At 48.4% G+C, this 17,981-nt stretch carries 16 protein-coding genes and 1 riboswitch; of the genes, 7 read left to right on the top strand and 9 right to left on the bottom strand.

Going from position 1 to position 17,981, the window contains the following annotated elements; all coding sequences use genetic code 11:
• Positions 1-200 precede the first annotated feature (200 nt).
• Positions 201-396: riboswitch (cobalamin riboswitch) on the bottom strand.
• Between the two features lie 139 nt (positions 397-535).
• Positions 536-1,468, top strand: a complete 933-nt coding sequence (locus MKY12_RS07165) for a helix-turn-helix domain-containing protein (protein ID WP_209873003.1) — start codon at positions 536-538, stop codon at positions 1,466-1,468.
• A gap of 349 nt (positions 1,469-1,817) precedes the next feature.
• On the opposite strand, the gene MKY12_RS07160 is transcribed toward MKY12_RS07165, so the two are convergent.
• The 3 genes from MKY12_RS07160 to MKY12_RS07150 form a co-directional block, all read right to left on the bottom strand.
• Positions 1,818-2,126, bottom strand: a complete 309-nt coding sequence (locus MKY12_RS07160; RefSeq protein WP_339313286.1) for a hypothetical protein — start codon at positions 2,124-2,126, stop codon at positions 1,818-1,820.
• Between the two features lie 231 nt (positions 2,127-2,357).
• On the bottom strand, positions 2,358-2,633 hold the full coding sequence (locus tag MKY12_RS07155; RefSeq protein WP_036722478.1) for a DUF6171 family protein: 276 nt from the start codon (positions 2,631-2,633) through the stop codon (positions 2,358-2,360).
• Between the two features lie 12 nt (positions 2,634-2,645).
• On the bottom strand, positions 2,646-4,139 hold the full coding sequence (locus tag MKY12_RS07150) for an alpha-N-arabinofuranosidase (RefSeq protein WP_209878336.1): 1,494 nt from the start codon (positions 4,137-4,139) through the stop codon (positions 2,646-2,648).
• 184 nt (positions 4,140-4,323) lie between these two features.
• On the opposite strand from MKY12_RS07150, the gene MKY12_RS07145 reads away from it, so the two are divergent.
• From MKY12_RS07145 to MKY12_RS07125, 5 genes are all read left to right on the top strand, one after another.
• On the top strand, positions 4,324-4,740 hold the full coding sequence (locus MKY12_RS07145) for a peptide deformylase (RefSeq protein ID WP_339313285.1): 417 nt from the start codon (positions 4,324-4,326) through the stop codon (positions 4,738-4,740).
• On the top strand, positions 4,737-5,714 hold the full coding sequence (locus MKY12_RS07140) for a hypothetical protein (RefSeq protein ID WP_339313284.1): 978 nt from the start codon (positions 4,737-4,739) through the stop codon (positions 5,712-5,714). Before MKY12_RS07145 ends, MKY12_RS07140 begins: the two co-directional genes overlap by 4 nt.
• Positions 5,715-5,877: 163 nt before the next feature.
• A complete protein-coding gene (locus MKY12_RS07135; RefSeq protein ID WP_339313283.1) occupies positions 5,878-7,257 on the top strand; it encodes an ABC-three component system protein in 1,380 nt (459 codons plus the stop codon).
• Entirely contained in the window at positions 7,257-7,979 is a 723-nt protein-coding gene (locus MKY12_RS07130; protein WP_339313282.1) for an ABC-three component system middle component 1, read from the top strand. The genes MKY12_RS07135 and MKY12_RS07130 overlap by 1 nt, the downstream gene beginning before the upstream one ends.
• A complete protein-coding gene (locus MKY12_RS07125; RefSeq protein ID WP_339313281.1) occupies positions 7,972-10,368 on the top strand; it encodes an AAA family ATPase in 2,397 nt (798 codons plus the stop codon). The genes MKY12_RS07130 and MKY12_RS07125 overlap by 8 nt, the downstream gene beginning before the upstream one ends.
• A 197-nt stretch (positions 10,369-10,565) precedes the next feature.
• On the opposite strand, the gene MKY12_RS07120 is transcribed toward MKY12_RS07125, so the two are convergent.
• From MKY12_RS07120 to MKY12_RS07100, 5 genes are all read right to left on the bottom strand, one after another.
• Complete coding sequence (locus MKY12_RS07120; protein WP_339313280.1) at positions 10,566-11,507, bottom strand: 5'-3' exonuclease H3TH domain-containing protein; 942 nt, start codon at positions 11,505-11,507, stop codon at positions 10,566-10,568.
• A 27-nt stretch (positions 11,508-11,534) separates the two neighbouring features.
• On the bottom strand, positions 11,535-11,900 hold the full coding sequence (locus MKY12_RS07115) for an arsenate reductase family protein (RefSeq protein WP_036722484.1): 366 nt from the start codon (positions 11,898-11,900) through the stop codon (positions 11,535-11,537).
• A gap of 95 nt (positions 11,901-11,995) precedes the next feature.
• Complete coding sequence (locus MKY12_RS07110; RefSeq protein ID WP_339313279.1) at positions 11,996-13,138, bottom strand: RluA family pseudouridine synthase; 1,143 nt, start codon at positions 13,136-13,138, stop codon at positions 11,996-11,998.
• Positions 13,135-13,701: a cob(I)yrinic acid a,c-diamide adenosyltransferase gene (locus MKY12_RS07105; protein ID WP_036696754.1), complete on the bottom strand. Its 567-nt coding sequence runs from the start codon at positions 13,699-13,701 to the stop codon at positions 13,135-13,137. The genes MKY12_RS07110 and MKY12_RS07105 overlap by 4 nt, the downstream gene beginning before the upstream one ends.
• A gap of 142 nt (positions 13,702-13,843) precedes the next feature.
• Positions 13,844-14,623: a methyltransferase domain-containing protein gene (locus MKY12_RS07100; RefSeq protein WP_339313278.1), complete on the bottom strand. Its 780-nt coding sequence runs from the start codon at positions 14,621-14,623 to the stop codon at positions 13,844-13,846.
• 313 nt (positions 14,624-14,936) lie between these two features.
• Here MKY12_RS07100 and MKY12_RS07095 point away from each other — a divergent pair, with 313 nt between their 5' ends.
• The gene (locus tag MKY12_RS07095) at positions 14,937-16,958 is read left to right on the top strand and encodes a methyl-accepting chemotaxis protein (protein ID WP_339313277.1); all 2,022 of its coding nucleotides are present in this window, start codon (positions 14,937-14,939) and stop codon (positions 16,956-16,958) included.
• A gap of 52 nt (positions 16,959-17,010) precedes the next feature.
• Here the strand turns inward: MKY12_RS07095 and MKY12_RS07090 are convergent, their stop codons facing one another.
• Complete coding sequence (locus MKY12_RS07090; RefSeq protein WP_339313276.1) at positions 17,011-17,913, bottom strand: alpha/beta hydrolase; 903 nt, start codon at positions 17,911-17,913, stop codon at positions 17,011-17,013.
• Positions 17,914-17,981: the final 68 nt, after the last annotated feature.

Raw genomic sequence — 17,981 nt, 5'->3', positions numbered from 1 at the left:
CAGGCAAGTTCGATAGAGCGCGCAACCCGTGGCGAAGCGGAACAAGGTGCTTTTCACCGTCCCATCACTATGGGCCGTATCCTTGTATCCAGCAGCTATAACCGGGGATCACCTTGAAGCACCAAGCTTTCTCCGGTCCATCAGGGCAGAACGCCTCTTCTCATTAACCTATCCGTACACCGCTCCTATCCGCGTAGAGTCGTGGTGTGCGTAGACAAGGTAGGTCTCCTGGCTTGGAATACAGGCGCTGCAGACTTCGTCTTCCCCGGGGGCTTCCCGAGTGACCTCATGAAGTGCAGCTCTTCCATACAGTGGCGGGACCGCTCGGGAGTTGCACCCGATTCCCTGTTATCCCTTGCCGCTTCCGGCAAGAGCACCTTGTTTCATCGCTAATTCATCTCAAATCATAGCTGACAGAGATTGGCCTGTCTGTGATATAAATTGGAAAAGCTCGCCTGCAGCCAATCATGGCTTGTAGAAATTTTATTTGAGTAATATAATTATTAACTATATAACCTGAACGTGGAGGCATCCGATGAAACTTGATCTAACCGAACAATCTTTGCCCGTGTACGAGGCCCTGTCCAGTACCGTGCGCCTGCATATGCTGCGGCTGCTGTCCGATAAGCCCATGAACGTGAAGGAGCTGGCCGCAGCCCTCAAGCTCAGCAGTGCGATTATGACCATGCATGTGCGCAAGCTCGAAGCCGCCGGGCTGATCCGCAGCCATATGGCTCCCGGCAAAAGCGGCCTGCAGAAGATCTGTACACTGGCCGCCGACGGGGCTGAGATTGTTTTTCCGGGACAGGCCCGGACTCCGCGCAGAGGGTACCGCAAGGACATCCCTGTGGGGCATTATTCCGACTTCCAGATCGAGCCTACCTGCGGACTGTCTACGACAGAGAGGGTCATCGGGCACTTTGACGATCCCCGTTATTTCTGGGACCAGGAGCGGGTGAACGCCGGGATTCTCTGGTTCGGCAAGGGGTTCGTCGAGTATAAAATCCCGAATTTCCTGCTGTCGAGCCAGCAGCCGGAGGAGCTTGCCATCACGATGGAGATCGCCTCCGAAGCCCCGTCGGTCAACAATAACTGGCCGTCGGATATTACCTTCACACTGAACGGACAATCGCTCGGCTTCTGGACCAGCCCCGGTGACTACGGAGACAACCCGGGAAAATACACCCCGGCCTGGTGGCCTGCACTCACCAATCAATACGGCCTGCTCAAGCAGCTGCGGATTACGCAGACAGGTACCTACATGGACGGGCAAAAGCTGTCGGAGGTCACCCTGGATCAGGTAGGCATCCGCAACAAACAATGGACCTTCCGGCTCTCTGTCGAGGAGGATGCCGAGCACATCGGCGGTCTCACCCTGTTCGGTAAAGGCTTCGGCAACTACAACGAGGATTTGGTGTTTGAGTTGTTTTATACAGATGGCGTGGCAGATTTGCCGGGTCCTATATGAAAGCCAGATTAGGGTGTGTAGAAGGTAGGTAGGTAGGTAGGTAGGTAGGTAGGTAGGTAGGTAGGTAGGTAGGTAGGTAGGTAGGTAGGTAGGTAGGTAGGTAGGTAGGTAGGTAGGTAGGTAGGTAGGTAGGTAGGTAGTAGAGATAGATTAGTTAGATTAGTTAGACTAATTAGGTTAGTTTTCGTTTCAGCTACTTTTAGAGCTAATACTCCTTATTTCTGCTTAACGCCCACTTTCGGCCGATTCAGGGGCATTAGTGCTCTTCATTTCTGCTCAACGCTCACTTTCGGCCAATTCAGGGGCACTTATGCCCCTCATTTCCGCTCATCGCTCACTTTCGGCCAATTCAGGGGCACTTATGCCCCTCGCAACATCCATCCAGCCCACTTCCAACCGCACCAAAGGGATTTTCCCCTCTCTTTTCCTCATCCAGCCCACTTTCAGCCGCATTAGAGGGATTTATCCCTCTCTTTTGCTCATCCAGCCCACTTTCAGCCGCATTAGATGGATTTATCCCTCTCTTTTGCTCATCCAGCCCACTTTCAGCCGCATTAGATGGATTTATCCCTCTCATTTCCTCTTCCAGCCCACTTTCACGCCGCTTAGAGGGATTTATCCCTCTCATTTCCTCCTCCAGCCCACTTTCACGCTGCATTAGAGGGATTTATCCCTCTCATTTCCTCTTCCAGCCCACTTCACGCCGCATTAGATGGATTTTCCCCTCTCATTTCCTCTTCCTCCCCCTCACCTCCACAACGCAAAAAAAGCCCCTCCAACTGCCGTATTGTACAGGTTGTAGGGGCTATCGGTGATCGATTCGTCTCTTATGGCAAGAGCGGCTTCTGCCTATCTTTTCGCCTGGCCCCTAGCCGTTAGGCGTGGGCCGTCATTCCGCCACTGGCTGCCACTTGCCGCCGCCCGGCAACGGACAGCTGCGGGCCTTCAGCCGGGCCACGACAGGAATGATACAGCCGCAGGCGGTACAGGTCACGCCATCCTGCAGCTTGGGGCAAGCCCCGCAAAGCGCAAGCCGCTCGGCATAGACCTCGTCTGAAGCGGTATTGCCGGGGTTGAACATGGAGGACGCCAGAATGCGGGCAATCTGTGCTTCCGTGACCTTGTACTCCTCCCGGCATCCTTTGCAGGCTGAAGTGGTTGTCATGCAGTTCTCTCCTTAGGCTTGTGGAGTGATGGCCAGTACCGTTACCGACATTGGCGGCAGCTCTACAGTCAGCGTATCCCCTTCAAGCTTGAAGGCGCTGAATGCCTGCGGTGTTACAGCTTCCGGCTGCTCAAAGCTATTGTGGGCATCGATGGAAGCTCCGGCCAGCGTCGTTCCGCTTACGGATGCTTGACCAGCCAATCCGCGCAGGGCAAGCGGCAACACTGCCGATGATGCGTGATTCAGGTTACACAGGCTGACATGAATGATGCCCTCAGCATTGACTGAAGCCGAAGCCGATACTTCAGGAATCTCTACGCCTTCGTAGCTGTATACCGGGCTGTCTACAGTCAGCTCCAGCAGTTCTGCATCCTGATGTACTTTGTACATGTTAAATACATGGTAAGTAGGAGTCAGGAGCATTTTCTCGCCTTCGGTCAGAATAACTGCCTGCAGCACGTTCACGGTCTGGGCAATGTTCGCCATCCGTACACGGTCACTATGCTTGTGGAAAATATTCAGCGTCAAGCCGGCCACCAGCGCATCGCGGATCGTGTTCTGCTGGTAGAGGAAGCCCGGGTTTGTACCCGGCTCAACATCATACCAGGTGCCCCACTCGTCAACGATTAGGCCCACTCTTTTCTCCGGATCGTATTTGTCCATGATGGCGATATGGCGGGTAACCAGCTCATCCATGAATAGTGCCTTCTTCAACGTTGTGAAGTATTCGTCTGTTCCGAAGCCTGTAGCCGCGCCCTTATGATTCCAGTCCGAAGTAGGCAGGGTGTAATAGTGCAGGGTAATTGAATCCATGAAGCGGGTAGCTTCACGCATCAGGACTTCCGTCCAGTTATAATCATCCGCATTCGCCCCGCAGGCGATCCGGTGGATCTTATTGTCACCATAGTTACGTACATACGTCTGATATTGGCGGTACAGATCAGCATAGAACTCAGGACGCATGTTACCGCCACAGCCCCAGTTCTCGTTGCCCACGCCGAAATACTTAACGCTCCAGGCATCTTCCTGGCCGTTCTTCTGACGCAGCTCAGCCATTGGCGAGACTCCGTTGAAGGTCAGATATTCCACCCACTCGGACATCTCTTGAACAGTTCCGCTACCTACGTTACCGTTGATGTACGGCTCGCAGCCCAGCATCTCGCAGAGGAGCATGAATTCATGCGTACCGAAATGGTTGTTCTCTACCGCGCCGCCCCAGTGTGTGTTGATCATCCGCTTGCGCTCTTCGCTCGGGCCGATACCGTCCTTCCAGTGGTATTCATCGGCGAAGCAGCCGCCCGGCCAGCGAAGTACCGGAATTTTCATTTCTTTAAGCGCTTCCACTACGTCGTTGCGGATACCCTTGGTGTTCGGAATAGGGGAATCTTCGCCCACCCAGATGCCTTCATAGATACAGCGTCCAAGATGCTCAGCGAAATGTCCGTAGATGTTGCGGTCAATCTTACCTTTGCGGATGTCGGTGTTCAGTACAATGCGTTCTGCCATGGGAAGTTAACGCTCCTCTTTAGATTAATATATTTGTTAATCATTTAACACTTATATTAACATTATAATCAAGCTTCCTCCGGTTCGTCAATCTTTATCTTAACCGCATATCTCTCACTCCCGCATTTCACTTCCCCGCCAAAAATGATATTATGGACACACAAATACAGCATAATTGGAGAGTATGATGATTAGACCTATCAATAAAGATATATCGCTTCTTAGCCAGAAATCTGCGCCGGCCACGGAAAAGGATCTGCCCGTGTTAATGGATCTTGTGGAGACCCTGAACGCCAACTCCGACCGGTGCGTCGGCATGGCTGCGGACATGATTGGCGTCAACAAGCGCATCATCGCCATCCGCGTGGAGCAGCAATTAACCCTTTCGATGATCAATCCGGTGATCGTCAAGCGTGCCCGTCCTTATGACACTGAGGAAGGCTGCCTGTCGCTCGAAGGCGTACGTCCTGCGAAACGATACGACTATATTGAGGTAGAGTACCTCGATTATAATTTTAAAAAGCACCGGGATAGCTTTACCGGATTTACGGCGCAGGTTATCCAGCATGAGGTGGATCACTGCGAGGGTATTGTCATTTGAGCCGGGACCTGAGAGCGATAACCTTCAGCAAGACGGCCGCCGAGCAAATTCTGAGGAATGAGACCGATACCCGTACGCTTTTGTCAGAATATCCGGAGTACAAGGAAGAAGTGCTGCTTGAGATCAATGCCCTATCGAGCCAAAAGCGCGCCAACCTGATCCATAATCTGCTCGCCAGCTATACCAGCAGCGCCAAAATAGCGAAGAGCAAAATTGTCAAAAGCGGCTTTAATCAAACCACTATCAACTCTTTTCTTCCTAATATTATTAAAGCCCGCTTTGCCATTTATCTGATCGAACAGCTGCAATTAGCGGTGTCCGCCGAATCAGCCTCCGGACCTGTCCGGTTCAATTTCTGGGACGGTTATATTCTGCAGAAGCTCCTGTTCAAGGAAAAGCTTGTACGAAAGCCTGTATCGCTCCCTCTGTTCCGGGTATGCTGGAAGCTGATTATCCGCCCCAAAGTGCTGATGCCGCTTGTCAATAAACAAGGGATCTACTGCTTCTATTCCCGTACTTTAATTAAGCGCCTGTCCGCTCTGATCGGAGACAAGGCATGCCTGGAGATCGGTGCGGGTGACGGTACCTTGACGAGATTCCTGAACGATAACGGCACGGCCTGCCAGGCAACCGATGATTATAGCTGGGCGCATTATATCACCTACCCGGATTTTGTGGAAAAAGCCGATGCCAAAGCCGCCCTGAGCAAATACGCTCCTAAGGTTGTACTTTGTTCCTGGCCGGTGCCCGGCAACCCGTACGAGAAGCATGTTTTTAATACGGAATCTGTGGAGCTGTATATTGTAATCGGCACAAGAGATCCGGCGATCACCGGTGACTTCGACGCGTATGATAAGGCTAAGCATTTCAGCATGGAGCTGAATGAGGAATTATCCCGCCTGCTTGTGCCGCCCTCCGGGGACAATGCGGTTTATCTCTTCACACGCAAACAAGACAGTACACACTCACGATAGGTGAGTATCTACTGTCTTGTTTTGTGTTGATGTAGAGCTAAAAAGGAGTATACAGAAAATATCCTCCTAACGTTCAATATAAAGGAAGAAAAATGTTATATTTTGTAGAATTCTTATAGTATAATGGTACTAATTAAAACTAGTATAGTCGAGGTACTAATATATGAAAACAGCATATCACGATGCTATGAATAGTTGGAACGGTTATAGCCACCAAGGAAAGGTCGCCTTATATGCTACCCTTTCAATGATTAATGAATTAAATCTAAACAAAGCTACTTCAGCGGAATACGAACTGGAACTGGAATACCTTGAGGATTTCACTATCTTACATGACGAATTGCCTATTCAGATACACCAAGTTAAGACATATAATTCAGCAGCTCCCAGCGAATACAAAGATGCAGTATGGACTCTTCTTGGTAAAAGTCTTATGTTCGAAAGTATTAAACAATGTTATCTACACACTTCTGAAAAGCTTCCTTTAAAAGCAAAATTAAAAGAGGCGTACGCTAGTGCTGTTGCTCCTTCAACTTCAAAATCAGAAATTTTATACAGTCCACATGACTACTATACATATGTAAATGACCGCAACGGTTACGATGAAGCCTTCAACAAGTTCGACTTATATCTTTACAACAGTGATAGCTTTTGTAGTTTAAACGGTATTAAACCGCTGGTTTTGAATCAAATACGATTGTATTATTCCAATCGCGGTATATCTCGTAGTTCTGAGCATGTAGACAGAGCTTATTACGTTCTTCTAGCTACCGTAGATCAACATATTACAATACGGCATGAATCGTTGCAGTTCGATTCAACTACAGTCGAAAGAAAACTCCCTTTTTCCTTCTTCATAAATTTATTAGAGCAAAATTATGAAGAACCATCAAAATCTTATTATATCTCTCACCTTAAAGAGCTTTTTTACTCTTCTTGTGAGCAATTTATGTACAAGCTTCAGCAGCAGCATTCAGAATCGGATGCGTACAAACGTATTAATAAATTTTCGAAAGTAATAACGCAAATGGATGACTTGTCTTTTTTAAGACTCTGTAAAAAATGGAGTCCCAATGTACATGCTTCCGAGCTTAATTTGAGTACCTTTCATGGATTAATTCCAACCCAAGGACTTAGCGATCCTTTTCTCAAATCACTATTTGTTTTTAGTGAACCCTTACAAGAAGATAAGTTTATGTTCATGAAAAAAAACAGCCTACAACAAAACATATCTTATTTACCTACCACTCTACATGATAGACCAACTACTATCTACGATGACAACGAAATTGATGAGCATGAGATGGGAAGGATAGCATCACTAATAATACAGAATTCAGATATCGATGATTTACATGAGGTAGATGTAATGATTTCTTCCTATCTTTCTATGGAATCACTAGAAAAAACAGCCTCCCGCTACACAAAGGACATTCCGGAAATCGAAGACAGCAATGAAGATATCCATAAGCACGAAAAATTCATGCGAATTAAACAAATTAGAATGATCCCGTTCAATATAGCCAGGGAGGAACTAAAATAATGCAAAGCCTTCTATTAGAGTTATTTAACCAAAGTAATTTTAATATTATCAATCCTTTATTTATGGAGGAACAATCTGGTTTTCTAGCTTCGAGTGCTGAAACCCATAAAGCTAATTATTTTCTAGTTGTTTTTGAAAATGAAGATAATTTTATATTTAACGAAGTGAGCGAACGATTACATCAGTATTACGGTGCAATGAAAACTATGGATCAAGGTTATGATCGTAGAATGGATAAAAACCTAACTATTATTATTGCTCTGAAAAGAGCGAGCCTAACAATAAACGAAACTCTGAACAGAACCATCTTCGAACTTGAAGAAAATCCTTATCAATTTAGATCACTCGTTTTAGTTTATGGTGATGATGAAGTAGCACAAATTAGTCAGTTACGAAAAGAACAAGATCTTTTACCTTTTTTATATTCTCTCATTAACAACAGAGATAGCTTTTATGAATTCAAAAAATACCCTTTTGAACTAACTGCATATAGTTTAACAACACGATTATTTATCAAACTCCCCTTTATAAATTATAAAGGCCTTAATGAGGAACTTAGCCTCTTATCTAATGACATAGAGGAACGTTTAGATACACTCAACCTAAATGATACGAGAGAAAGCGCGCTATCATTACAAATGAGCCTGAGTTCTCCAACTATATCACCAGAACAAAAATCACTTTTGTTATCACAATGGCTTGGAGTGATAGATAATGAATAATTATCATATAAAAAGAATTCATATTGAAAACTTCAAATTAATCGATAAATTAACCCAATCATTGAGCTTGCAAGGATATGATTTAGTAATGCTTGATGGACCAAATGGATTCGGTAAAACTACTATTTTTGATGTTATTGAATTAGTTCTCACCGGGAAAATAAAGAGAATTATGTTAGACGATGGCCGTATTACATATAAACAAGACTTATTGCGTAAAGACCCTAGTAAAAAGTGTGAACTAAAAATTGAATTCATTAATAAGAACGACAACTCGTGCTTTACTATTTCAAAAAAGTTTAATGAAGCAGCAAAATCATATAAGGCAGACAATCTATTTAATTTTGATACTTTTTTGTTAGATTCATTTGAATGCGAAGAAAATAAATATAAGCCAATTGATCAGGCTTATATCAATGATTTATTTAATGTCGAAGATATAAATCGCTATTATAATCTGTTTTATTATGTACAGCAGGAAGATAATACTTATTTTTTAAAACAAAAAACCAAAGAACGGATGGATGCAATATCTCATCTATTTGATACCAAACAAGAGCAAGACCAAAGAAAGTCAATCAATGATTTACATTTATTATTACGACAAGAATTATCGAAGGTTAATAAATTAATAAGAGAGAAAAATAACGAGAAAACAAAAATCAACGAAATTGTCCCATCTCCTTATACAAATAATGAAGAACTTCAACCCTATTTTAATTTATTAATAAATCTTGAAGATCCAAAACCTTGGGATCTTAATCCCCCTGTAATTACAGATCGCGATGCATATAACCACATTATCGATGAAATTAAATTGATAAGTGATCTTAGAAGACATTTTGATATGTTTATTAAAGCCAAAAGTAATACACAAATCGATAATGTTATAAAGCAAAAAGATTTAATAAAGGAAACCATTTTATTTTACCATCACTTAGAAAACTACGAAGCAATAAAGGATTTACATCAAAAACAGAAATCACTACAAGATTTTAAAACAAAATTTTCTCGAGAATCATTTTCAAAAAATTCTGTGAAAGTTATTACAAGTGATATGATTAAATATCTTGATATCCCTTTTAATTTAGAAGAAATTAATGTATTGCTCAAGGAGATACAAATTGAAAAATCTAATGCTAGTGATCTTGAAACTTTGATAAGAGAATTAAATCTTTCACGAGATCAAGTCTCTATTAAATATAAAGAACTATTGGATAAACATGATAAATTAGATACAAAACACTGTCCGCTTTGTGGTGCTGCCTGGTTTGATTATCAGGAATTACTTGGAGAAATCAATAAAAAGCAAGATCTTTTTATTTCTTTGTATACGTCCACTAATACTCGATTAGATGATCTATTTAAATCCCTTTTTGAAAATTATTTGAATAGCGCGTTAATTTGGGTTAATGAGTATCTCGATAAACAGGAAAATCAAATTAATGATGCTTTTATTGAGAGCTTCACAAAAAGCATAGTAAATAAAAGCAAGTACGAAAGTTTTGTTGCGTGGTGTATTAAAAATAACATTTCAATAATTGATCTATGTTCAAAAGAAAGACAAATCATAGAAAATCTTGAGACTATAATCAGTGAAATTACTGATTTACTTCTTAAACTGAGACATCCAATTGAAGATAACTATGATTCAGTAGGAAAACAACATATTGATTTCAAAAGAATATATAAAGATATTTTTAATGAAAACAGCGATCATGTGTTGGAAATCACGCAAGAGCAGATAACCAAAAAGATTAAATATATTGATCATATATTTTTTTCGTCAAGAGCTATACAACTATCCAAAGTTACAAAAGCTCTTGATCAACTACAACATAGACGAGATGCTATCACAAAAAAAGATGAAGAGCTAAAAAAAATAATTGATGAATATGATAAAGCGATTAAGCAACATTGGAATAAAATTATGAAGGACATTGAAATCCCTTTTTATATTTACAGCGGTAAAATAATTCAATATTATCAAAAAGGTCTGGGCATTTTTATTAAAGAAAGTAAAAATGGCGAGGCTAGAACTATTAAGTTTGTTTCCCATGATTTTAGCGAGCATGACGCAGTAAACTACTTTAGTTCTGGTCAACTATCTGCCCTGGTACTCTCCTTCACCTTATCTCTCAATAAGGTTTACGGAAATACCGGTTTAGGACTAATCTTAATTGATGATCCTGTTCAAGCAATGGATGAAATAAACATGGCCTCTCTTACAGAGTTATTGAGAAACGAGTTTGAAGACAAGCAGATTATCTTGTCTACACATGAAGATGATGTTTCTAGATATATCCGTTATAAATTTAATAAGTACGGAAAATTCACTCATAGGTTTAGTGTGAAACATGATTTTCATTTTTTAATGGGGACTACTTAAATAAATTAATAAGTATTAAGGATCAAAAGCCGATACAGAAAAGCCCAATAGTAGTTAGACAACCTTAACTGCTCAATTGCCTTCATGTATAATTCGGAATGCCCTTTGGGCATCGCGGATGGATATACAATTCTAAGCCCCCCCTTGCGCATCTTGCTGCGTAGGGGGGGCTTAGAATTTTGCCCAGTTATATGGCCTCAGCCCAGATCTCCCAGCTCAATCTGCACGATTCCCCGGTCATCCCGCACCTCGGCGATTCCGCCGATCAGATGCATCAGGCTGCCGAACTCCAGCTCCTGGAACTTGCGTGCCGCCGTATCCCGCTGCAGCTCCCAGAGACATTCGGCCAGCTCGCAAACTACAGGCACATCACAGCGGATCTCCGCCAGCTCGCGGGAGAGATGCAGCATGTCGAGATCCGCTTCAATCTTGGCGCGTACGCCCTTGGGCAGCAGATGCAGGTTCTCAATGACCCCTTCTACCGTGCCGTATTCGGTCAGCAGCTTGGTGGCGGTCTTCTCGCCTATGCCCTTCACGCCCGGATAATTATCGCTGGTGTCGCCCATGAAGCCCTTCAGGTCGATCACCTGCGCAGGAGTGAGGCCCCGTTCTGCCAAAAGCTCAGCCGGATCATACACTTTATAGTTAGAGCGGCCTTTTTTCATAATCACGACCTTGACGCTGTCATTCACCAGCTGGAGCATGTCGTGATCCCCCGTCAGAATATAGACCTCCGACTCCCCGCTGTAGCACGAAGCCAGTGTACCGATGCAGTCATCTGCCTCGTACCCGGCCAGCCCGATATTCGGCACGCCCAGCTCTGCCACAACCTCCTTCACGAGGTCGAACTGCGGGATCAGCTCCAGCGGCGCGTCAATCCGGTTCGATTTGTAGCCTTCGTACTTCTCCGAGCGGAACGTGCCCTTGCCCATATCCCAGCAGCAGACCACATGTGAAGGCTCAAACGTACTCATTGCATCGAAAAAATACTGCAAAAATCCATACACCGCATTCGTCGGCAGTCCGGCGCGGGTCTTGCGGATATATCCACCATAAGAGGTAGCATAAAAAGCGCGGAACAGCAGAGCCATTCCATCGACGATCATGACCCGGCCCTTCATTTCTGTTGCTGTGCTCATGTGTAACCTCTCCTTGTATTCCTTAATTTAGGCGTTGCTCCAAGCTTCGGCGTACTGGTCTTCCTTGTAGCCTACGGTAACCTTCTTGCCGTCAGTGACTACCGGACGCTTAATCAGCATCCCATGTGCGGACAGCAGCGCAAGCTGCTCGTCTTCGCTTAAGTCTGCAAGCTTATCCTTCAGGCCAAGCTCCCGGTAGACCTCACCACTCGTATTAAAAAACTTCTTCAGCGGCAGGCCGCTGTGCTTCACCAGCACGCGCAGCTCCTCCACAGTTGGCGGCTGCTCTGCGATATGCTGCAGCTCCAGCTCATGCCCTGCTTCCTTCAGCCATTTCACTGCGCTGCGGCAGGTGCTGCATTTCGGATATTGATACACCTTCAAATCACTCATCGGCTTCTCCTTCTATATATAAAATATAAAGTGCATACAAATTGCTGCCCGCTGCTGCAGCTGACAGCTGCGGCCAGAACATGTCCGGCGCTTACTTACCGCGCCGACTGCCGGAGCTTCTCCTGCAGCAGCGCCATATCCGGCGGCAGCGGAGCCTCGAACACCAGCTCGGCATGCGTCACCGGATGGCGGAAGGCCAGCCGCACCGCATGCAGCGCCTGGCGCGGAATGGACGCGTCCAGCTCCGCGATCTGCGCGAGCCGGGCGGCGTCGCCCGGCGGCAGCGCCGCGCCGTCTGCGGTCACCGCCAGCTCTTGCACCTGTTGCGCCGCGCCGTCTGCGGTCACAGCCAGCTCTTGCACCTGTTGCTCCTCGCCGCCTGCGATCACCGCCGGCTCGCCCGCACGCCGCTCCTCGCCCGGCGCTGACGCCTCCGCCCGGCTGCCAGCCGCCTGCCCATACAGCGGGTGACGGTACATCCCGTCACCGATCAGCGGGCAGCCGACCGACCCCATATGCACCCGGATCTGGTGGGTGCGCCCGCTCTCCAGCTTCAGCTCGACGCGTGAAGCCGCGCTGCCATAGACCTCCTTGACCTCATACCGGGTCAAGGAGGGATAGCCATCCGGCGTCACAATCCGCCGGTGCGGCTCCAGCGGGTCGCGGTCGATAGGACCGTCGATATCGCCGCTGGGCAGAGCAGGCACGCCGTGCACGAACGCGGTATACCGCTTGTCCACCGTTCCGGCAATCATCTGCTCGGAGATGTGCTGGTGGCTGTAAGGGTTCTTGGCAATCACCAGCACCCCGGAGGTCTCCTGGTCCAGCCTGTGTACGGGGCGGAAGCGGACCCGCTCGCCCTTCTCTGCCCAGTAATGAACCACACCATTCGCCAGGGTCTCGGTATAATGGCCGTGGGTCGGATGGACAATCATTCCTGCGGCCTTGCTTACCACAAGCAGATGCCCGTCCTCATACAGAATCTCGAAGGGAATCGGCTGCGGCAAAATATCCTCTGACGTCTCCTCCTCCATCCGAATCTGCACTAGATCGCCGGTGCTAACCTTAACGCTGATATAAACACGCTCTCCGTTCAGTGTAATGCCGAGGTCCGTCATTTTGAGCCGGGAGAGCAGCTTGCGGGAGACATCCATCCGCTTTTGCAGGATGGTTTTGAGCAGCCAGCCGTCCTCGGACGGCGGCACGATATAGGAGATGGGGGGATAATAGCTGGTCATTTGTTCCGGAACACCTTTTTGCTGCGCAGATATTCTACTTCAGCAATCTCCAGCCGGGTATTGGCGGCACGGGCCAGAGCGAAGAAATAGTCGGACAGCCGGTTCAGATAGATTACCGCCTCCGGGTTAATCTCCGCACTGCGGCCCAGCGTCACTGCCCGGCGCTCGGCCCGGCGGCAGACCGTCCGGCAGACATGCAGCACCGAGGACAGCTGGCTTCCGCCGGGCAGGATGAAGCGCTCCAGCACCGGATTCTCGGCCTGAAGCGCATCGATCCAGCCTTCCAGGCGGGTGGCCATCTCGCTTTTCACCTTATAGCGGTTCTCACTCAGCTTCACGAATGCCAGATCCGATCCGCAGTCAAACAGCTCATGCTGAATCTCCAGCAGCTGCTCGCGGACATCTAGAAACCGCTCGTCTTCCATCAGGCTCCGTGCCTGGCCAACGAAGCAGTTCAGCTCGTCAATGGTGCCGTAAGCCTCGACGCGGACATCGTCCTTGCCTACCCGGCCGCCAATCACCGAGGTCTCCCCCTTATCCCCCGTACGCGTATAGATCGCCATGATACTTCCCTCCTAAGTTGCAAAATCACATAGTAATAGTGTAATCGTTCTTAGGTAGGGTGGCAAACAAAGATCAACATTAAAGACATGTAAATAAAACCCTGAGGAGGAAGTCCGTAATCGTCCTGCCGCACAATTCGCCTCAAGGCTTACGAAAGGTAATGCAATACATCAGGCCCTTGCACACTTCCTTGTACGCTACCTCCAGCATCTCCGGCGGAATCAGCCCAAGCATCTCCGGCATGTCCGCTCCCTCTGCAAAATATCCCTTAACCACCGGCACCTTCCCGTACGTTCCCTTCACCAGCTTCTGCGTCTCATCGGCAATCATCAGCTTTGTGCCCGGCTTCGCCACCCGGATCATCTCCAGTACCGCAGCACGCGGATCACTGAAATAATTGATTCCGCCAACATGGTACACGCAGTCAAAGCTGTTGTCCTGAAAAGGCAGCTCCTCAGCAGTCCCTTGGAACAGATGTGCCTCCAGCTTCCACCGCCGCAGATTGCGCACCGCCTGCTTCAGCATTCCGCTGGAAATATCCAGCCCGTACAGCTCGGCCGGTGCGTTCTTGGCCTTCATGTTAAGGTACGGGAAATTATCGCCGCTGCCCACCGAGGTCTCCAGCACACGCTGACCGCCGCGCAGCTCAAGCGCAGACAGAAACTGCTCTCTATAGCTGCGTTCTCCGCCGAACTTCAGCGCGAAATACAGCTTGTTGGACAGCCGGTAGAAGCGAGCAATCCGGTTGTACAGCTCCAGGTACTTCCGGTTACTGCCGGCGGCATCCGCTTCCTCCATAAAAGCCAGATACCCGTGCTTCCACGGATACTGCCGTCCATTTGCCGGATTGACCGCCCCCGTACTAACCAGCTTAAGCTCTTCATATGTATTCGGGTCCCTCAACAGCTGATCATGCAGCATGAATATCTTCCTCTTTCCTTACACTGTACAGTTCCAGCCCGTACTCAGTGATGTTCGTGATATTCATTATATGCCTACAATTGGAAGCGGACATCAGTCCCGGGTCTGCCGCCGTCTCCGCCTTTGGTCGTACCCCACAGACTTAGATATACGACATTTTTTTATTTTTTTCGACAAAAAGCAACAACAAAATCAGCTCTCCAGCCGATGATATTCAATATAAGTATAAATAGCTTCACTATATAATGGGGGGATTCACATGGCTAATGTTGTTCACAAGGCAATTTCCAGGCTCCGGTTCAAAAGCATACGTATGAGAACATTTGCATTCATCCTGCCCATCTTTCTGATCACGCTGGTGCTGGTCGCTCTGTTGTCGTACATGTATTCCAAAAGCATTATCCAGCGCGAGGTTAAGCAAAAAATGAATGTGCAGATATCGGATATTTCTAACGAAATTAATGCGAACTTAAATGTCCACAGCAAGGTTCCCGAGGTTCTGGCAAGGACGCTGGAGAGTCACGCTGCGGAATTCACACTGGATCAATACCGTACCATGCTGTCTAGTGCGCTGAAGGCCAATCCGGATACATATGGTGTGGGTATTTATTTTGAACCCGGACGGTATGACAGCAAGCTGAAGTACTTCTCCACCTATGCCCACCGAGACGGCGACAAAATTGTGACAACCGAGCAATACAATGACCCCGATTATAATTATCACGGGCAGAACTGGTACACTATCGGCAGAGACCATGCAGCGTTTACAGATCCATTCTACGACACGATTACAGGGACAACGATGGCTACGTTTACTGTTCCTTTCCGGGATACCACGAATACCTTGCTGGGTGTCATGGCCGGCGATATCGATCTCAAGACGCTGCAGAGCAGGATCGAACAGACCAAGGTGGGAAATACAGGCTGGGCCTTCCTGCTGGACAAGCAGGGGAATTACATTGCCGGACCGGATGCCGGGAAGAATATGCAGCTGAAAATAACAGATGAAAAAAGCGCAAGTCTGTCCGCAGCGGGAGCAGAAATGCTTCAGCAGAATCAGGGGATGGTAACCTATGCCGATTCCGGCGGGACCATCCAGATGTATTATGAAAAGCTGCCGGATACCGGCTGGACCGTGGGTCTTGCCATGCCGGAACAGGAGCTGTATGCGCCGCTTAAAGGGCTGCTAAGGTCTATTCTGCTGGTTAGCTTTGCAGGTCTTATCCTGACGGTAGCAGCCGTATATCTATACAGCCGCTATATTACCCGTAAGCTGACTCGGGTCAATGAGATGTCCCGGCAGATGGCTGCCGGAGACTTCACCGGGAAGCTGGAGGTAGACAGTGAGGATGAATTCGGCAATATGGCCGGGCATTTGAACCAGATGATTACCAATCTGAGCAGACTCCTGGGGACCATTGCCGATCACTCGCTGCAAGTCGCCTCGACCTCGGAGGAATTAATGTCTAGCGCCAACCAGACCAATCACACCACAGAGGCTATTGTGGAGAATATTCAGGATCTCTCAGCCGGAGCGGATCAGCAGATGCAGTCCACCCGCGAGTCTGCAAGAGCGATGGAGGAGATGGCCGCCGGTGTGCAGCGGATCGCGGAGGCCTCGATGGACACCGCAGCAGCGGCTGGGCGGGCGGCAGGCCAGGCGCAGAACGGGTATTCCGTCATTACGGAGGCCGTGGACCGGATGGAAGAGATGGAGCGGACCGCCGCAGATGCTTCCAGCATGATTACCTCTCTTAGCGCACAATCCCAGCAGATCGGCAACATCATTGGTCTGATCAAAGGCATCAGCGATCAGACCGGCATGCTGGCCTTAAACGCGGCGATTGAGGCTGCCAGAGCGGGCGAATACGGGCGGGGCTTCTCCGTGGTTGCCGGTGAGGTGAAGAAGCTGTCCGAGCAGACAGCCGAAGCCGCCGGGCATATCAGCACCCTGATTCTTGAGATCCAGCAGGGCAACCGTGCCGCATCCGATGCGGTGCTGGCGAATGCCGGTGCCGTTCAGGAAGGCTCGCGGATGGTAGGCGAGGCCGGGCGTCTGTTCACGGATATTCTCGGCGGCATCGGCGAGATTAACACCCAGGTTCATGAGATGTCTGCTTCCTCCGAGCAGCTGCTGGCCGGAACCGAGGAACTAACCTCCTCGGTGGCGGAGATGGCAGAAGTGGCCAGGCAGGCCGCAGAGCGTTCCCAGAGCGCTGCCGCGGCCTCCGAGGAGCAGCTCGCCTCCATGGAGGAGGTAGCCGCAGCCTCTACCGAGCTGGCGAAGATGGCCGATGGGCTACAGCAGGCGGTGGCCACGTTCAAAGTAAACTAACATGCATGTATAACCCCCTGACAGGTCCCTTTGGACTGGCGCAGGGGGTTATTTATATAGATTCGCTCCCCTCACTCCCCTTCAAAAAAGCCACCAGCTCGCGGTTGACCCGCTCCGGCTGCTCATGATTCACGCCGTGACCGGCGTCCGAGATGACCGTATAGCGGAACCCGCCAGCGTCCAGTGTTCTGGTGAACTCCCGCTTCTGCTTCAGCCTATAATCTCCCAGCAGGAAGTATAGCTGATCTTGGAACGTAACCGCTTTCTCTTGTTCGTAGGGCTGAAGCTTATGGGCGAACATCGCCTGCTGGTTATGATTCTGCATTAACAGCACCAGATGCTCCCCGACTTCGGGATGCTTGTCGAACAGGCCTGAGGCCGGGGAGCTGAGCTTGCGGGCTGCCCTGAGCAGATTGCTGCGTGTAGGAACAAGAATCTCCGGGAACATCATCATCAGCGTATGTATCATGCTTTTAATTGGAGCTGTGACCATTCCTCCCTCCATGCAGACAGCCCTCAGCACTCTTCCCGGCCCGTTCACCGTGTAATTGAAGGCCATATATGCTCCGTTCGACACTCCTGCCACACAGAATTGGTCAAGCTTCAGCCCATCTGCGACCTTGTTAATCCAATCCACCTGGTCAAAGGTCCGTTTATGGAACAGCTCACCTGGAACACTCTTCCCCGGTCCTCCCAGCGTATCTATCGCAATGCAGCGGAAATGCCGGGACAACTCCTTCATATTCAGCAGCCACATCACGGCCGAATTATCGCCTACCCCGTGTAATAGGAGCAAGGGCGGTGACTCCGGCTCTCCCGCTGTTATACAATGAGTTGTCCCATAAGGGGTCTCCACATCAAGCTCCTGGAATTCCGTCCCCCACGCGTCAAGAAGTTCGTTATAGGACCTTAGAACCTGCTCTTTGCCGGCCTCGCTTTTAAATACCTTGATCATTTTCATACTCCACCTTCCGGTACTTCATTATTCAAAAAAAACGGACATCTCCCAAAGGAAGACATCCG

The sequence above is a fragment of the Paenibacillus sp. FSL M7-0896 genome (genome assembly GCF_037975415.1).
GTDB classification, from domain to species: domain Bacteria; phylum Bacillota; class Bacilli; order Paenibacillales; family Paenibacillaceae; genus Paenibacillus_AQ; species Paenibacillus_AQ silagei.
Note: the sequence above shows the minus strand (reverse complement) of the source record. Positions and strands in the feature narration are given on the sequence as shown.

Excerpts from the sequence above, each read along its gene's own strand:
- MKY12_RS07165 (WP_209873003.1), top strand. The coding sequence starts at position 536 with ATGAAACTTGATCTAACCGAACAATCTTTGCCCGTGTACGAGGCCCTG.
- MKY12_RS07160 (WP_339313286.1), bottom strand. The coding sequence starts at position 2,126 with ATGCAGCGTGAAAGTGGGCTGGAGGAGGAAATGAGAGGGATAAATCCC.
- MKY12_RS07155 (WP_036722478.1), bottom strand. The coding sequence starts at position 2,633 with ATGACAACCACTTCAGCCTGCAAAGGATGCCGGGAGGAGTACAAGGTC.
- MKY12_RS07150 (WP_209878336.1), bottom strand. The coding sequence starts at position 4,139 with ATGGCAGAACGCATTGTACTGAACACCGACATCCGCAAAGGTAAGATT.
- MKY12_RS07145 (WP_339313285.1), top strand. The coding sequence starts at position 4,324 with ATGATGATTAGACCTATCAATAAAGATATATCGCTTCTTAGCCAGAAA.
- MKY12_RS07135 (WP_339313283.1), top strand. The coding sequence starts at position 5,878 with ATGAAAACAGCATATCACGATGCTATGAATAGTTGGAACGGTTATAGC.
- MKY12_RS07130 (WP_339313282.1), top strand. The coding sequence starts at position 7,257 with ATGCAAAGCCTTCTATTAGAGTTATTTAACCAAAGTAATTTTAATATT.
- MKY12_RS07125 (WP_339313281.1), top strand. The coding sequence starts at position 7,972 with ATGAATAATTATCATATAAAAAGAATTCATATTGAAAACTTCAAATTA.
- MKY12_RS07120 (WP_339313280.1), bottom strand. The coding sequence starts at position 11,507 with ATGAGCACAGCAACAGAAATGAAGGGCCGGGTCATGATCGTCGATGGA.
- MKY12_RS07115 (WP_036722484.1), bottom strand. The coding sequence starts at position 11,900 with ATGAGTGATTTGAAGGTGTATCAATATCCGAAATGCAGCACCTGCCGC.
- MKY12_RS07110 (WP_339313279.1), bottom strand. The coding sequence starts at position 13,138 with ATGACCAGCTATTATCCCCCCATCTCCTATATCGTGCCGCCGTCCGAG.
- MKY12_RS07105 (WP_036696754.1), bottom strand. The coding sequence starts at position 13,701 with ATGGCGATCTATACGCGTACGGGGGATAAGGGGGAGACCTCGGTGATT.
- MKY12_RS07100 (WP_339313278.1), bottom strand. The coding sequence starts at position 14,623 with ATGCTGCATGATCAGCTGTTGAGGGACCCGAATACATATGAAGAGCTT.
- MKY12_RS07095 (WP_339313277.1), top strand. The coding sequence starts at position 14,937 with ATGAGAACATTTGCATTCATCCTGCCCATCTTTCTGATCACGCTGGTG.
- MKY12_RS07090 (WP_339313276.1), bottom strand. The coding sequence starts at position 17,913 with ATGATCAAGGTATTTAAAAGCGAGGCCGGCAAAGAGCAGGTTCTAAGG.